Origin of the sequence: Pleomorphovibrio marinus, assembly GCF_003347495.1 — a bacterium.
In the GTDB taxonomy this organism is placed as follows: Bacteria; Bacteroidota; Bacteroidia; order Cytophagales; family Cyclobacteriaceae; genus Pleomorphovibrio; species Pleomorphovibrio marinus.
The window spans coordinates 34,214-50,476 of sequence record NZ_QCXY01000004.1 but is presented as its reverse complement, the minus strand read 5'-3'; the positions used below and the strand labels follow the sequence as shown (position 1 = coordinate 50,476).

Sequence of the window (16,263 nt, the reverse complement as noted above, 5' to 3'; positions counted from 1 at the left end):
TTAAAAGGCATAACCCACACTCATTCCGGCAAAGAGCGGCCAAAACCCATTGCTGTTGAACATAGGGGTAAGAGTGGCTTTCCACATCACACCACCGCCTACGGGGATTCTACGGTAACCAAAACTAAGCATGCCCATGGCATTTGGGGACCCATGGATGGGAAGACCGATTTCTGTCCTGTTTCGTTCGTAAATAGGTCCGCATCCGAATTCATCACATTGCCAAGTGACATACCTGGCCCGGAAGGCCATAAGAGTGGCACCTGCACCCACTTCGAAGAAATGTTTTTCCTTACCAAACAAGTGGTTAACAATCAAGGGCATGGTAAAAAAACCCATATTATCCCGGTAATAGCCACCAGCTCCTACCTGCATTCCCCAGCCATCCGTGTGGGTAGGGTCAAACCTGAAATCATAGCTAAAGGAATAAATCAAGCTGTTTCCGCCTAATTCAGTATATACCGCTCTGGATGGGACAGGGACTTCCTGTGCAGCCAATTGATGTAGCGAAAGCGTGGCCAATATGGCCAAAAAGAAGTATTTCATTTTTTTATTTGTTGGAGTTAAAAAGCATATCCCACACCCACTCCGGCAAAGAGGGGCCAGAAGCCGTTATGGTTGAAGATTGGGGTCAAATTTACCCTAAAGGTAACCCCTCCGTCCACAGGGATCTTTCGATATCCCATATTGAGGGTTCCCATCACTGCCGGGGTGCGTCCGGAGTCCAGGATAAAGTGGAAGTTTCTCCGGATAAACACATCGTCTTGCCAGATGTTTCTGTCCCTATAATACAAGAAAGTGCCACCTGCCCCCAGCTCAAAATAATGAGGGCCTTTGCCCCAAAGCTTATTGATCTGCACGGGAAGGGTAAGAAGGGCCTCCTTGTTATAGGTATCGTTTCTGGCCCAACCACCGGCACCTATACGCATACCCCAGGATTGAAGGTCCTCCTTGTCAAACCTAAAATCATAATTAAAGGAATAGGCCAAGCCGGCCCCGCCCAGTTCGGCATAGATGGAGTGGGAAGAAGGTGTTTGGGCTATGCCTGGAAAGGAGAAGGCCATACATAGCAAAAGAAAAAAGCCCAGCGTTTTCATGTTCGAACAATTTAGAAATTAAAACTTTTAACGTTTTCGTTGATAGTTTCGTGTAAGCTTAGCAGAAAAATTTCAATATAAATGGTTGTTTTCTTATTTGAATGAATGTTTATGTAATCACATTCACTTTTACCAGCTGCGACACACCTTGAGAACTGGATATCGGTACCACCAGGGATTGGCCACCGTCGATCCAGCTTAGGCTTGTACCTGAAATGAATGCACCTTCCTGAAAGAAGGTGACCTGATTGAGTTTGCCAGTAGAAATGTCAATCGTCCAAACTTGCCTGCTTCCCGACCTGTCGGATACAAAGGCCAGCAATTTTTCATCGAATGGCGAAAATGCAGGTGCCATATCATTCCAGCGGGACTCCACCATTGCCTTCTTTTGGACACCCTCTCCAAATTCCACACCATAGATTGTATACACAGACCTGTTTTCTACCGTACTCAGCCTATCCAAGGCCACCAAATTCCTGAAATTAGAGGCATCCAGACCAGTGAATAAAGGCAACCCCGCTCCATGTTCAGGTAATTGAAAAGAAGGCCAGAGAACTTCTGTGTCGCCACTGCTATCGGTTTTCCATAATCCCATTTCCCCTCTTTCTAGAGAGTCCGAAAGAAACAATACCTCATCATCATCTTTACCAAAACTTGGGAAATACTGCTGGTATTGACCTGTTATTACCAGTCTAAATGCCTTGGTCTCCACATTATAGGTTTCCAATTGAGAGGGGAAGTAGCCTTGGGCAATTTGACTTTTTCCGTCGGTGGTGCCGTACAGTATGCGTTGCCCATCCGCTGACCACTGCGGATGGTAGCTGTTCTGCTTAACCAATTCTGTTTGACCGGACACCAAGTCATGTAAGAAGAGGCTTAAGGTCATGAAATCTTGGCTGCCCTGAGCCCATCGGTAATTGGAGACAAAAGCAACCTTGTCCCCTGGACTGTTAATTTTCGGATTAAGGATAGGGTCCCAGTTGTCCAGCTCCATCAAGGTTTCATATGCCGGGATTGGGTTGGGCACGATCATGATCCGGTTTGAGGTGGTCATGTGTCCCGCCCGAAAGGTTTTCATGTTAAACTCATAAGGGACGCCATATTCCAGGTTATCGACCATAAATGACCGCTCCTCTTCTCCCAATTGGGCTAAGCGAACAAAATCATCAGCTCCTGGAAACTTCCAGTACACCTCATACCTGCTTCCATCCACGGTGTGGGGACACAACCACCCGGCACACAGTCTGTTAAATCCCCAGTTCAGCAGGACTTTTCCCTCTTCGGTAAGTTCTGCGACTAAATACGGTGCACCCAGCACAGCTCCCTCCGGAATAGGGTCATCCCATTCCCTTTCACAGCTTATGCATACAATGCCTAGAAGGACAAGAAGGTGGAATTTTTTCATATGATTATAATTTCTTTTCAGCGGTCATATGGAATCTCGCTTTGATAATCATCCCTCCGTGTGAGGTTCTCCTCATGCTCGATTTCATTGGATTTGTTTTACAAGTCAGTCATCTTTGGTTTAAGGTTGCTTGGGTTCGTCTTATGGTTATGTCTTATTTCAACCCTAGACGGTCAAACGTGATGGAGTGAGACAAAATTTGGCAAAAAATTAAAAATCAATTTGCCTATAGGTTTAAATTTCGTCTCGCAAAAAATAGTTTTTTGCTGTGTAAAACAACTTCTCGTTTAAAGATTGATTTTCAGGTTAAGGTTGAAGAGGTTAAAATTTAACACCTAAATTCATTATCTTTTGCATCCTACTGCTCCCAGAGCGGTCATTTTTTAGAAAAAAGAATCTGGATTGACTTCAAGGAATAAGTCAAATGGGGAAGTTGTTGCGTGCAAAAAGTTCTTAAAACCTAAAATATTGAATATAAGTATACTATATTTAGGGAAGGTACAGAAGCAAAAACTAATGGAAAGATTTGAAGAATTTGAACAACGTGTGAAACGTGCCCTGACAAACGTGGATGCAAAAATTTCCTACTTGCATGAGTCCACAGGTCATCTCAAGGATTCATTTGGGGAATTTCAAGAGGAAATCGGTGAATTCATGAATTATGTTGCTGGACACGTAGCCGATCACGAAAAGCGTCTATTACGTTTAGAGAAGCACATCGGTATTTAAAAAAATAGCGGACTCCACAAAGGGAGGGTATTTTTGAGGAATGAGGAATGATAACTAGGTTCCACCTTCTCACCCATCACCTATCACTTATCACCAGCAAATTAGGGTGGATTATGCTACCCCGAAAGCAGCACCGGAGCTTACCGGGGCAGCACCTCCATATGATTTTGAGACCTTGAAGTCATTCCGAGTTAAGGGCAACAAAAATGCCTTCAGGGAGACCTTTCTTGAAAATGGGCCTACCGATATGTCCGACCCCTCTTTTATCAAATCCTGTTTCCTCATATCCTAAAACCACTGGGAGCTTTCAGGGATTTTTTTTACTTTTCCGGCTGACCCAATTTAATCGCACCATGAAGCAATATTACCTGCCTTTAGTTTTTTTGATCTCCATCGCCTGTGAACCCGTACAAAAGGAAGAGCAATCTTCCCACAAAGTAGACCCCTACGACAACTTCACCGACTGGGCCATTTACAGGGGGGATAAAAAGGCCACTCAGTTTTCAGAAATGGCACAGGTCCATGCCGGAAACGTGCATAGGCTGGAGAAAGCCTGGGAATACCATACCGGGGACCCCAATAGCCCCTCCATGTATTCCAACCCCATTATGATCGACGGGTTGCTCTATTTCACCACTCCAAAGCTCGATGCGGTGGCCATTGATGCCAAAACTGGAAAAGAGGCATGGGTGTTTGACCCCACTCCCCATAATGATAATCAAAAGGTGTTCAGGGGAAGAAACAGGGGCGTGACCTATTGGGAGGGTGAGGCCGGAAAAAGGATATTTCACTTTGTGAACAACAGGGTCTTTGCCCTGGATGCAGGTACTGGCCGATTAATAGAAAGTTTTGGTGAAAACGGTTCCATAGATTTAAGAAAACACCTGCCCGTGGAGTCCGAAACAGCTTCCATTGAAGTGACCACTCCCGGGATCGTATTTGAGGATTTCCTGATCGTCACCAGTAGGGTGCCGGAGGAATACAATTCCACCCCAGGCGATATACGCGCTTTTGATGCGGTCAGCGGGGAGTTTCGATGGATCTTCCATACCATTCCCCATGAAGGGGAATATGGTTATGATACCTGGGAATGGGTAGAGGGCGAGCGCTATGGTGGGGCAAACCCCTGGGGAGGCTTTTCTTTGGACGAGGAGAGGGGTTGGGTGTTTTTTGCCACCGGCTCCCCGGCTAATGACTATTACGGGGGGTTCAGAAAGGGAATGAACCTGTTTGGGAATTGTGTGGTGGCATTGAACGCCCGAACAGGGGAGCGAATCTGGCATTACCAAACCGTACATCATGATATTTGGGATTATGACAACCCCCCAGCACCCATGTTGCTCACAATCAATAATAAGGGGGAAAAGCGGGATGTAGTGGTGCAGTTTACCAAAATGGGATTGACTTTTGTGCTGGACCGTGAATCCGGGGAGCCCGTTTTTCCCGTGGTGGAATTGCCCGTTCCGGCCTCTACCGTGCCGGGAGAGGAAGCCTGGCCCACCCAGCCCTTCCCCTTAAGGCCTCCCCCCTTGGTCAGGCTTTCCATGCATGAGGCGGACTTGTCACAGATCACCCCTGATACGCACAAGGAAGTACTGGAAACCTTCCGAAAGTATGAGTCAGGCTTTCTCTATACCCCGCCATCTACGGCCGGAATCATCACCACTCCCAGCCATCAAGGGGGAGTGGAGTGGGGTGGAGGGACGTACAACCCATACCTTAACGTCGTATATATCAATGCCAATGAGGCCCCTTCTATCAATACTTTGCATCTTTTTTATGATACTGATGGGGAAGAGGAGGAAGGGCCTTTGGCCAAAGGTGCCTTGGTGTACCAAAAGAACTGTACCTCCTGTCATGGAGCGGATAGGGAAGGCAATCCTCCCACTTATCCGGCATTAAAGGAAGTGTCCATGGAGGAAGCAGAAATCCGGGAATTATTGGCCACAGGAAAGGGTATTATGCCCGCTTTTCAGCAGCTTACCTGGAGGGAGGTAAATGACCTGATAGCCTTTTTACAGGCAGACAGCAGTGAGGTTCAAGCTAAAAGTGACAATGGCATACGACGGTATTCGGTGTCCAATCCCTTTTTCACGGACTCCCACGGTGCACCGGCCATTTCCCCACCTTGGGGTACCTTAAATGCCGTGGACCTTGTAGAGGGAGAAATCCTGTGGAAGGTGCCTTTGGGGGAATATCCTGAATTGGCAGCCAAGGGGATTACCGGGACGGGAGCCAAGAATTTTGGTGGGCCTGTCACCACGTCTGGCGGGATTGTCTTTATTTCCGGGACTCCGGATGAGATGATTCGGGCCTTCAGCAGCCATAATGGGGAGCTGTTGTGGGAGTACAAGCTGCCTGCGGCCGGGTATGCCACCCCCTCGGTGTATATGATTGATGGAAAACAATACATCGTAATTGCCGCAGGGGGAGGAGGTAAAAACGCCACTCCCTACGGAGATTCCATTGTGGCCTTTGCCCTTCCCGATGAAGAGGATGATTCTAGCTCCGAAAAGGGGGAATGGAAATCCCTATTTGATGGAAAAAGCCTGGATGGTTGGGTTCACCTGAACGGTTCGCACCGATTCAGGGTGGAAGATGGGGCCATTGTGGCCCGTACCGTACAAAACAGTGAGAACAGCTTTTTATGCACCAAGGAAGAGTTTGGCGATTTTGAGATGGAGCTGGAAGTAATGATAGACAGCGTGACCAACTCGGGCATACAAATCCGTTCCAAGGCCAAGCCCCTTACGCATGGGGAGGGCCACCATAACCGGGCGGGCAGGGTGTATGGCCCTCAGGTGGAAATGCAGCGGAACCACAAGCCCGGAACCCCCACCACGGGTTTGATCTATGGGGAGGCGTTAGGCACGGGTTGGTTGTCTTCGGAAGAGAAGATCCAAAACGGACATCATTACCTTCATGACGAAGGCTGGAACCATATGCGGATCCTTGCCGAGGGGCCCAGGATACGATCCTGGGTAAATGGCCAGGAGGTGGAAGATTTGGTTTTGGAAGAGGTGTATGAAACCCATTCCAAAGGTTTTATTGGCTTGCAAGCACATGGCATGGAAGACGGGCAGGAGTATGTGATGAAGTTCAGGAATATCCGGATTAAACCCTTGTGATTGGCAAAAAACTCTTGAGAACTTTTCTTGGACCTCGAGGGTTTTCAACGATAACAAAATAGGTATATCCGACCGATACCCAAACCAAAAAAGACCTTCGGGGTTCGGAAAAAAACCCCAAAGGTCAAGTTCACAAATCCTTTGAGGTCTTTAATTGGACCTCGAAGGTTTTCAACGATAACAAAATAGGTATATCCGACCGACACCCAAACCAAAAAAGACCTTCGGGGTTCGGAAAAAAACCCCAAAGGTCAAGTTCACAAATCCTTTGAGGTCTTTAATTGGACCTCGAGGGTTTTCAACGATAACAAAATAGGTATATCCGACCGACACCCAAACCAAAAAAGACCTTCGGGGTTCGGAAAAAAACCCCAAAGGTCAAATGCCCGAACCTTTGAGATCTTTTCTTGGACCTCGAGGGTTTTCCAACCTTGGAAAAGTAGATCAATAAATAAGGTTCAGTTTTCAGAAAAGACCTTTGGAGTTCGGAAATCCCCTAAGGTCACTTTCTCCCCTCCTTTTTTCACTACCCCCATCTAAATTGCAATCTTACTTATTGGAAGTATAGGTAGCTAGGTGGTATAAAACTATTCATTGAACCGATTGGAAATGCCAGTTGCTTTCCCATCATTCCCATATTTATAAAATCCCTCACCTGTCTTCACTCCCAAAAACCCTGCCTCCACCATATTGACCAATAGTGGACAGGGAGCGTATTTGGGTTGGCCAAAGCCCTCCTGCATTACCCTCATGATGGACAAGCATACATCTAGCCCTATAAAGTCTGCCAATTGTAAGGGACCCATGGGATGGGCCATGCCCAATTTCATTACCGTGTCTATTGCTTCTACCTTTGCCACCCCTTCATGAAGGGAATAGATGGCCTCATTGATCATTGGCATTAAAATGCGATTTGCCACAAAGCCTGGATAATCGTTTACCTCTACGGGTGTTTTGTCGATTTCCTTACTGAGTGTCATCACTTTTTCTGTGGTGGCATCGGAGGTAGCATATCCCCGGATCACCTCCACCAGCCGCATTACAGGTACCGGGTTCATAAAATGCATACCGATAACCTGCTCCGGTCTTTGGGTGGCAGCCGCAATTTTGGTGATGGAGATAGAAGAGGTATTGCTGGCAAGGATACAGGCCTTTGGTGCCAACTTATCCATTTGCCTAAAAATGTCCAATTTGAGGGATTGGTTCTCGCTAGCAGCTTCCACCACTAAGTCGGCACTGTGCACAGCCTCCCGGAGATCTGTAAAGGTTTTAAGGCGATGAAGGGTGGCGGTTTTGCTGGCTTTATCCATCAGCTCTTTTTTTATCTGTCTATCCAGGTTTTTCTCGATGGTGGCCAGGGCTTTTTCCAGCCTTTTTTCATCCACATCCAATAGACTTATTTCGTATCCGTGCTGGGCAAAGACATGTGCTATTCCATTGCCCATAGTGCCTGCTCCTATGACTGTTATTTTTTCCATTCGTACATCCATTTTTACAAATGTAGGTTTCCAATTCGGAAACTTGCCAAAGGAATGATGTGATTTTACCTTTTCTTTGATATATTTAAAGCATGCTTTTTTATAAACCAACCGTAAGACCACACTTGTAAAAAACCACTAACACCAACCTCTATGGAAAATAAAAAAGAGGGTTCGGGAGAACTCAAACGCACACTGGGACCCATTATGCTTTGGGGCCTCGGGGTGGGCTACGTGATTTCCGGCAATTACTTTGGATGGAACCTTGGGTTGGAGGCAGGGGGTACCCTAGGCCTTGCCATAGCCATAGGGTTTATCATCCTTATGTACATCACCTTTACCTTTAGCTATACAGAAATGGCTTGTGCCATCCCCCGTGCCGGTGGGGCTTTTGCCTATGCCGAAAGGGGATTGGGCAGGCACCTGGGATTCCTGACGGGGATGGCGCAAAACATAGAATTCATTTTTGCACCCCCCGCCATCGCTTCTGCGATTGGGGCCTATTTTGGGATATTTTTCCCAGCACTGGATCCCCTTCTTATCGGGATTGTGGCCTATTTTATCTTTACAGGGCTAAATATCCTGGGCTTGCAACTTGCAGCCTCCTTCGAGCTTTTTATCACGGTAATTGCTGTAGGGGGATTGTTGTTATTTGCAGGTACCACTCTGCCCGCATTCTCCTTTGAGCATCTGGAGCAAAATTCTCTCCCCAATGGTTATATGGGAGTGGTTGCTGCTATTCCTTTTGCTATTTGGTTTTTTCTGGCTATCGAAGGCGTAGCAAATGTGGCAGAAGAAACGATCAACCCTCAGAAAAACATCCTTATCGGATTTGGAACAGCCTTACTCACATTAATAGTGCTTTGTTTGCTGACTTTTACCGCCGCTGTTGGAGTGAGTGGGTGGGAGTCGGTGGTTTATTTACCCGGAAGCATGGAAGCATCCGATTCTCCCTTGCCATTGGCCATGGCCATGGTGGTAGGGGAGGGCACCGGCATGTATCAGTTACTGACCTTTATCGGACTTTTCGGTTTGGTAGCTTCCTTTAATGGGATCATCTTGGCAGCAGGGCGAACCACCTTCGAGTTTGGGAGGGTGGGTTATGCCCCCAAGGCATTTGGAAAAGTAAGTCGCAGGTTCAAAACCCCAACCAACGCACTTGTTTTCAATATGGGAATAGGTATTCTGGCTTTACTGACAGGAAAGACCGGCGAAATCATCACTGTCGCTGTGTTTGGCGCACTGGGCTTATATATTCTTTCCATGGTTTCCTTACTGGCATTAAGGAAGAAGGAGCCAGAACTGGAAAGACCGTTTAAAGTCCCCTTTTTTCCCTTGTTCCCCTGGATAGCCCTTGTGATAGCAATGGTTTCCCTAATTGCCCTCACCCTTTATAATTCCTTGTTGGCCTTGTTATTTTTTGGAATGATGGGGGGATCCTATTTGGTATTCCGTTTATTTATCTATCAAAACCTTCAACCTTTAGACAATGAAAAGTAAAGTAGAGATCAAAGCCTATCTCCAAAACAACGATTTCCATAAAGTCAAGCTGGCCATAGTGGACATTGATGGCGTATTGCGGGGCAAGGTGGTTTCACAGGAGAAATTTTTGTCTATCCTGGAAGGGGGTATGGGTTTCTGTGCGGTGGTGTTTGGCTGGGACATGGAGGATAAATCTTATGACAATGTGCAGGTTACGGGCTGGCATACCGGGTATCCGGATTTTGATGCCTATGTGGATCATGGTACTATGAGGAATATACCTTGGGAAAATGGATTGCCCTTTTTTTTGGCAGACTTCAGTGATAAGGAAGGGAATGGCCTGGAGGTATGCCCAAGAAGCCTTTTGAAAAGAATCAAAAAGCAGGCTGAGACTGCTGGTTTTCTCCCCCGGTTTGCGCAGGAGTTTGAGTGGTTCAACTTCGAGACCACTCCGGATGGGTTTCAGTCTGGCATATCTGGAAATTCAAAGCCAATGACTCCGGGCATGTTTGGGTATTCCATCCTGAGGTCTTCCCTAAAGTCCGGTTTTTTCAATGATTTGTTTGATTACTGTCAGCAGTTTGATGTTCCCTTGGAGGGCTTGCATACCGAAACGGGGCCAGGGGTCTATGAGGCTGCCATCAAGTACGGGGATGTGCTGGCTGCCGCTGACCGTGCCACCCTGTTTAAGACCTGCACCAAGGAAATCGCCTACAAACATGGGATTATGGCCACCTTTATGGCCAAGTGGTCCGACGATCTCCCGGGTAATGGAGGACATATCCATCAGAGTCTGTGGAGTAAGGAAGGAAAAGGCAACCTCTTTTACAAGGACGGGCAGTCCATCAGTGAAACGATGATGCAGTATATGGCCGGACAATTGTTTTGTCTTCCCTATATACTGCCCATGGTGGCTCCCACCATCAATAGCTATAAGCGGCTGGTGGAAGGGGCCTGGGCACCAACCACCTTGACCTGGGCCTATGATAACAGGACCACTGCCCTCAGGGTACTTCAAGGAAAGGAGAGTTCCACCAGGTTGGAGACCAGGGTGGTAGGATCTGACGTAAACCCTTATCTTGCCATGTCCGCCTGTCTGGCTTCAGGCTTATATGGAATCAAAAACAAGCTAAAGTTGGATCAGCCCGCGACGGTGGGTAACGGCTATAAGGATTTCAGCCACGGAATCTTGCCCAGCACCCTACAGGAAGCCACCACCCAAATGAAAACCTCTGGTCTAGCCAAGGAATTATTTGGAGAGGGTTTTGTGGATCATTTCTGTAATACTAGGGAATGGGAGTGCAGGGAATTCCAAGCCTCGGTGACCGATTGGGAAAGGAAGCGATATTTTGAAATCATATAATTACCAAACCAAAACACTTAACACTCATGTATAAACCCAGAAGAAATTTTATAAAAAAAGCGGGGACAATGGCTGCGGGGGCATTGTTCGCGCCTACCATTATTCCTGCCTCTGCCCTAGGTAAAAATGGGTTCGTGGCTCCCTCAGACCGTATCAATTTGGGTTTTATTGGAGCGGGAAACCAAGCCGGAAATGATGTCAGGGGATTTATCGATGACCCCAGGGTTCAAATCACGGCCATTTGTGATGTCAACGAGGAAAGCGATGGGTATTGGGATGGCAAGGTAGCAGGAAGGAAATTCATCATGAATATGGTGGACGAGCACTACAAGGAGAAGCACGGAAAGACTTACAAATCCAGCAAGGGGTTTACCGATTTCCGGGAGTTGCTGGACACGAAGTCCATAGATGCGGTGGAGGTGGTTACCCCCGATCACTGGCATGCCATTCCCGTAATGATGGCAGCAAAAAAGGGCAAGGACATATATTGCCAAAAACCACTTACCCTAACTGTTGAAGAGGGAAGGGACATGAGTAATGCAGTAAAAAAATATGGAGTTATCTTTCAGACCGGCAGTCAACAGCGTTCAGACAAGAATTTCAGGAGGGTTTGTGAGCTGGTAAGGAATGGCAGAATAGGGGATTTAAGAAATGTGCTTTGTGGCTTGCCCGGTGGCACACCCGATTTCGGTAAAACTGGCCATCTTCACGAACCACAGCCTGTTCCCAAGGGCTTTGATTATGACATGTGGCTTGGCCCTGCCCCTGAGGCACCCTACAGCCCTGCCCGTACCCATGTGAATTACCGTTGGTTGCTGGACTACTCCGGCGGAATGGTCACGGACTGGGGAGGGCACCATCCGGATATTGCCCAGTGGGGGATGGGCACAGATGGTACCGGGCCTGTCAAAATCCAAAATGCCAGAGCCAAATGGTCTGACCACCCCCTATGGGACACCGCGACTGAATTCTATTTTGAATGTGTATATGCGAATGGTGTCGTGCTCACTGTCTCCAATGAGGCAAGGCATGGTGTGACCTTCATAGGAAGCGAAGGTGAAGCATGGGCCAATAGGGGTAACTACGAGGTGACTCCAGAGAAAATTGACGAAACAGAGATCCAGTCCCAGGAAACGAATCTTTACAAAAGTGACAACCACTACCGGAATTTCATAGATTGCGTGCTGTCTAGGGAAGAGGCTATAGCCCCCTGCGAAGTGGGGCACAGGTCTATCACCATTTCGCACCTTGGTAATATCGCCATGATGCTTAATCAGGATCTGGAATGGGATCCGGAAAAGGAAAAATTCACCAATAGTTTTGCAGCTAATCAACTTTTGCATAGGAGAATGAGGGAACCTTGGGGGTCTTTGTACAGGGAACTCAAGGTATAGTGTTCCGGAGGGATATTTGCTGGTTCTTGTCTTAATTTCAGCTTCATTTCTGGAATGCAGGCTGAAAAATGTGGATATGCCTAAAAAGTTCTTTAAATTGCCTTTGCTCACTAATCCAAATAAAATTGATATGGATCAACTTTCAGAATTGGCCAAGATGATAGATCACTCCCTGCTTCATCCCACGATGACAGATGCAGAACTCAAGGATGGATGTGCCATTGCAAAAAAGTACAAGGTGGCCTCCGTTTGTATCAAGCCCTATGCAGTACCGGATGCTGTAAAATGGTTAAAGGGCTCAGGAGTGTTGGTAGGCACTGTGGTTGGATTTCCTCATGGAAATTCCTCCCTTACCATCAAGCTGGCAGAGACCCTGCAGGCATGTAAAGATGGGGCCAAGGAAATCGACATGGTGGTGAATATTGGAAAGGTGCTGGAGGAAGATTGGAAGTACGTAAGTAATGAGATCAAGGCTTTGGCCGAGACTACGAGCACTTTTGGTGCGGTATTGAAAGTTATTTTTGAGAACGACTATTTACCGGAGGACAAATTCAAAATCAAACTTTGTGAAATCTGTAATGAAGCCAAGGTAGGGTTTGTGAAAACCAGTACAGGCTATGGCTTTGTAAAGGGAAAGGACGGAAAATACAGCTATAAAGGAGCACTCCTAAAAGACCTTAAACTAATGCGTACCCATGCTAACCCATCCGTTGAAGTAAAGGCTGCTGGAGGGATCCGCACCTTGGATGACCTTCTAAAAGTGAAGAAAATAGGAGTGACAAGGGTAGGTGCTACCGCCACGGTGGCCATGTTGGAGGAAGCTAAAAATCGTTTTAGTACCCCAAAAGCCAAGGCCACCAAGAGTACCCCAAAAAGCACCTCAAAACCAAGTGCCTCCAAAAGCACACCGAAGCGGAGTACTCCCAAAAGTGCCCCTAAAGCAGGAACCTCTAAAAGTACTACAAAAGCTGGGAACTCTGAAAGTACCCGAAAACCAACTGCCACTGAAAACCAAAAACCGGAAGCAGACAAATAATCCAATGAAGGAACTCATAGCAGAAACCATTGAAAAACTGCAGGAAGCGGCTGAGGTGGTACCTAAAGCATTTGTGGGCTTTGACGGTTATGTAGATAAGATTCAACTTCCGGTGAAGAGTTTAGATGGGGAAGAAAGGGTTTTTTTCCCTGATATTTTTGATTTTTCCAAGCATTTGGCCAAGCATGCAGGAAAGAGCGGACAGGTGGAGCTTAAGACCAGGATTACAAAGGCAGGCGGCAATGCCCCAATCATGTCAGATGCCTTGTGGGCCTTGTCGGTAGATACCACTTGTATGGGTACCTTGGGAAAACCCAAGCTTCACCCTGTCTTTGAGGAATTGAACAAACGCTGCAAATTGGTGTCCCTGGGCCCTGAAGCGGTAAGCAACGCTTTTGAGTTCGGTGACGGCAAGATAATTTTTTCCGAGTTGGATGTGTTTGATGAGTTGGATTGGCAGTATATAAAGAAACAAAAACCCCTTTTGTCAGAGATTTCCAAAGCCCTTGATAACATGGATTTGTTGGCCTTTGTGGATTGGGTGAACCTTCCACACGCCACGGATATTTGGAGGGGAATAGCTACAGAACTGTTGCCCAAGGCAAAGGATAAAAAAAGGTACTTTTTCTTTGACCTGTGTGATCCGTCCAAAAAATCCAGTGCATCTGTACGGGAAATGCTTGAGGTCCTTTCGGAATACCAGGCTTATGGAACGGTAGTCCTCGGATTAAACGAAAATGAGACCATATTGATCTATGCAGCCCTGAAGGGCGAAGAGCCACATTCCGGGCAGTCCCTTATTACCACCTCCAAAATCCTCTTTTCGGAGATATCGGTGGATTTACTTTTGGTTCACCCCAATTCCTCTTCCATTCTGGTTAGGAAGGATAAAACAGTAGAGGTGCAGGGAAAACTCGTGGAAAAGCCCAAAGTACTTACCGGGGCAGGAGACAACTTTAATGCGGGGTTTATGACAAGTTGGATAAGGGGGTTGGGAGCAGAACATTCCTTGCTTGCGGGAATGGCTGCCTCAGGGCATTATATTACCACCGGCCATAGTGCCAGTATACCAGATGTAGTGACCTATCTCAAGAATTGGTAGTCCACCCCAATGGCAAAACCTTCAAGGCTCATTTTCCCGTCAGTATTGCCATCCTAATAGGTTCCAACAAAACAACTGAAACACCACCGAAATATTGACTAGCACCAGAATGAAATAGAAAATTTTGGTCCTTATAGATATGGCGGCGATTTCGAATATCTTCAAGCCATGTACTAACATAAGCAGGGTCAAAATTGTAAATAGGATAGGCAAAAAAAGTAATAACTTAAAGCTTGTGGGAATGGCCATGAGTAGGGCAAGGGGATCACTCAAAACAGAGGAAACTCCAATAATAAAGCATAAGTAAAGAAAGGCATTTGTCCAGGCTAGGGACTTGGAGGAAAAAGGCAAATAACGCCTATTGGGATCGCTAGGGTAAAACCTCCTTCTGGATAAAAACACCATGGGCCAAAAACACAAGATGAAGAAGCTTACCAATGTTGCGGTAACAAAGATAAAGAGATGCAGTTTTTCACCCTCGTACCAGGGTGTTTTTTCCATGACCATCATAGGTAGCAAATCGGCATACAGGAACTTCACCTTACCTTCGTCGTCCTTCCCGAAAGCGATTTTTTCTGAACTCCCTGATTTTCTGAACAAAAGGCTGTCCTCAGGCAGGTAAATAGATGTTCCTAATGGGCTGTCCACCCTGATAGAATTATCTACCCCTTTTTCAACTTTGTACCGCGCAAAGAGTGAAGTGATTTTAGTAAGATCCGATTTGGAATAGCGGTTGAGTTTATAATCCCCCTCCAGTTCGTCCAACAGCTTCTCGGTAAGTTTGATTTCGGAAATCTGAGGGTTCCTTTCGGGGAAAAATTTGTCCATAAACTGCTCATAGAATCCAAGATAGGTCAATGTTCCCTTGCTGCCGTTTAAAGAGAGAAATACCCCAATCTTCTCTTCCGGCACCAGCAACATCATGGAGTGAAACCAGAAGGTGTCCCCAAAATGACCATAGGCTCTAGTGTTGTTTCTGCTTAAATCCAAAAACCCATGTAGCATGGGGTTAATATTGGGGTGATGGGAAAACGCCGTCTTAATCATTTCCCTGAAGGTAGCGGAATCCAGTATAGTGCTCTCCTGAAATGTCCCTTCACCTAAGTACATTTTCATCCATTTGGCCATATCCGCCCCAGAACTGCTGGCTGCACCGGCGGGGTAAGCCCGTATAAATTCAAATTCCTTGGCCACAGGATTTGAGGTGCCGGAATATCCTTGGGAAAGGTAGGGAGTGAGTGGCTCGGGAACTGGCTGGCTAAGGGTACTAAAATTCATGCCTAGGGGATGTAATATATTTTCATCCACATAGGTTTCAAAGTCCAAGCCACTTACTTTTTCTACGATTAATGCCGCAAGGGCACTGCCATGGTTGGAATAGGATGCCTGGCTATTGGGAGGCCTTACCAAGGAAGGCATATCTTCCTCCAGCAGCTTTTCCAATGGTTCCATGCTACTTTCATCCTCACCCATTAAACCCAATATCCTTTCTTCAAAACCCGCAGTATGGGACATTAGGTTTCTTAAAGTAATCCTTTGGCCATTTTTCTTTTTAAGGGTAAAATCCCCAAGGTATTGGGTAATATCCGCATTCAGATCCAACTGCCCCTTTTCCTGGAGTTGCATAATGGAGGTCCAAATCAGAAGTTTGCTGATTGACCCTATCCTAAACATGGTGGTATCCGGGTTTACCTTGCTTTTCTCTTGCAGGTTAGCATATCCGTATCCTTTGGAAAAAAGGGTTTCGTTTCCTTTGACCACCACAAGTACTGCCCCGGGAATTTCATGTTCGGCCATTAATCCCTTGAGAAGGCCATCAGAAAACTCCTCAATAGAGAGAGGGGACTGCGTTTCTGTGTTCAGGGATCCCTCCTGAGGAAAGCCCGCTTGAAACAGGGAAATAAACAAAAACAAACTCGTGACTATTTTTCTCATAATACCTGGGTGAAGCATCCTAAAAATCTACCACTTTGGGCTTGAAATATAACCAAAAAATTAAATTATTGGGCTAACTTGCTGTTCAATTAAATCCAATGAACAGTTTCTTGC

The 16,263-nt window shown here is 46.6% G+C and carries 13 protein-coding genes; 7 read left to right on the top strand and 6 right to left on the bottom strand.

All coding sequences use genetic code 11. The annotated features are described in order from the left end of the window. The 3 genes from DB520_RS11750 to DB520_RS11740 all read right to left on the bottom strand — a co-directional run bounded on the left by DB520_RS11750 (position 1) and on the right by DB520_RS11740 (position 2,502). Entirely contained in the window at positions 1-546 is a 546-nt protein-coding gene (locus DB520_RS11750) for a hypothetical protein (RefSeq protein WP_114749926.1), read from the bottom strand. Between the two features lie 17 nt (positions 547-563). After that, a complete protein-coding gene (locus DB520_RS11745; RefSeq protein WP_114749925.1) occupies positions 564-1,097 on the bottom strand; it encodes a hypothetical protein in 534 nt (177 codons plus the stop codon). Positions 1,098-1,206: 109 nt separating this feature from the next. Further along, positions 1,207-2,502, bottom strand: a complete 1,296-nt coding sequence (locus DB520_RS11740) for a TolB family protein (RefSeq protein ID WP_114749924.1) — start codon at positions 2,500-2,502, stop codon at positions 1,207-1,209. A gap of 516 nt (positions 2,503-3,018) precedes the next feature. Between DB520_RS11740 and DB520_RS11735 the strand changes: the two genes are divergently transcribed. After that, positions 3,019-3,231, top strand: coding sequence for a hypothetical protein (locus tag DB520_RS11735; protein WP_157972047.1), 213 nt, complete (start codon positions 3,019-3,021; stop codon positions 3,229-3,231). 111 nt (positions 3,232-3,342) lie between these two features. Here the strand turns inward: DB520_RS11735 and DB520_RS26640 are convergent, their stop codons facing one another. Further along, complete coding sequence (locus DB520_RS26640) at positions 3,343-3,516, bottom strand: hypothetical protein (protein WP_157972046.1); 174 nt, start codon at positions 3,514-3,516, stop codon at positions 3,343-3,345. Positions 3,517-3,584: 68 nt separating this feature from the next. Here DB520_RS26640 and DB520_RS11725 point away from each other — a divergent pair, with 68 nt between their 5' ends. Next, positions 3,585-6,359, top strand: coding sequence for a family 16 glycoside hydrolase (locus DB520_RS11725; protein ID WP_114749921.1), 2,775 nt, complete (start codon positions 3,585-3,587; stop codon positions 6,357-6,359). A gap of 587 nt (positions 6,360-6,946) precedes the next feature. Here the strand turns inward: DB520_RS11725 and DB520_RS11715 are convergent. Further along, positions 6,947-7,837 (bottom strand): 3-hydroxybutyryl-CoA dehydrogenase, encoded by an 891-nt coding sequence (locus DB520_RS11715; protein ID WP_114750280.1) that lies wholly within the window; start codon positions 7,835-7,837, stop codon positions 6,947-6,949. 153 nt (positions 7,838-7,990) lie between these two features. Between DB520_RS11715 and eat the strand changes: the two genes are divergently transcribed. The 5 genes from eat (at position 7,991) to DB520_RS11690 (ending at position 14,214) form a co-directional block, all read left to right on the top strand. Next, entirely contained in the window at positions 7,991-9,337 is a 1,347-nt protein-coding gene (gene eat, locus DB520_RS11710) for an ethanolamine permease (protein ID WP_114749919.1), read from the top strand. Further along, positions 9,327-10,682, top strand: coding sequence for a glutamine synthetase family protein (locus tag DB520_RS11705; RefSeq protein WP_114749918.1), 1,356 nt, complete (start codon positions 9,327-9,329; stop codon positions 10,680-10,682). The genes eat and DB520_RS11705 overlap by 11 nt, the downstream gene beginning before the upstream one ends. Positions 10,683-10,708: 26 nt before the next feature. After that, positions 10,709-12,076 carry a Gfo/Idh/MocA family protein gene (locus DB520_RS11700; protein WP_232834936.1) on the top strand — a complete coding sequence of 456 codons (1,368 nt, stop codon included), beginning with the start codon at positions 10,709-10,711 and terminating at the stop codon, positions 12,074-12,076. A gap of 130 nt (positions 12,077-12,206) precedes the next feature. Continuing rightward, entirely contained in the window at positions 12,207-13,112 is a 906-nt protein-coding gene (gene deoC, locus DB520_RS11695; protein WP_114750278.1) for a deoxyribose-phosphate aldolase, read from the top strand. A gap of 4 nt (positions 13,113-13,116) precedes the next feature. Then, entirely contained in the window at positions 13,117-14,214 is a 1,098-nt protein-coding gene (locus DB520_RS11690) for a PfkB family carbohydrate kinase (RefSeq protein ID WP_114749917.1), read from the top strand. Positions 14,215-14,253: 39 nt separating this feature from the next. Here DB520_RS11690 and DB520_RS11685 read toward each other — a convergent pair whose 3' ends face one another. Beyond that, positions 14,254-16,149 carry a serine hydrolase domain-containing protein gene (locus tag DB520_RS11685; RefSeq protein ID WP_157972045.1) on the bottom strand — a complete coding sequence of 632 codons (1,896 nt, stop codon included), beginning with the start codon at positions 16,147-16,149 and terminating at the stop codon, positions 14,254-14,256. Between the last annotated feature and the right edge of the window lie 114 nt (positions 16,150-16,263).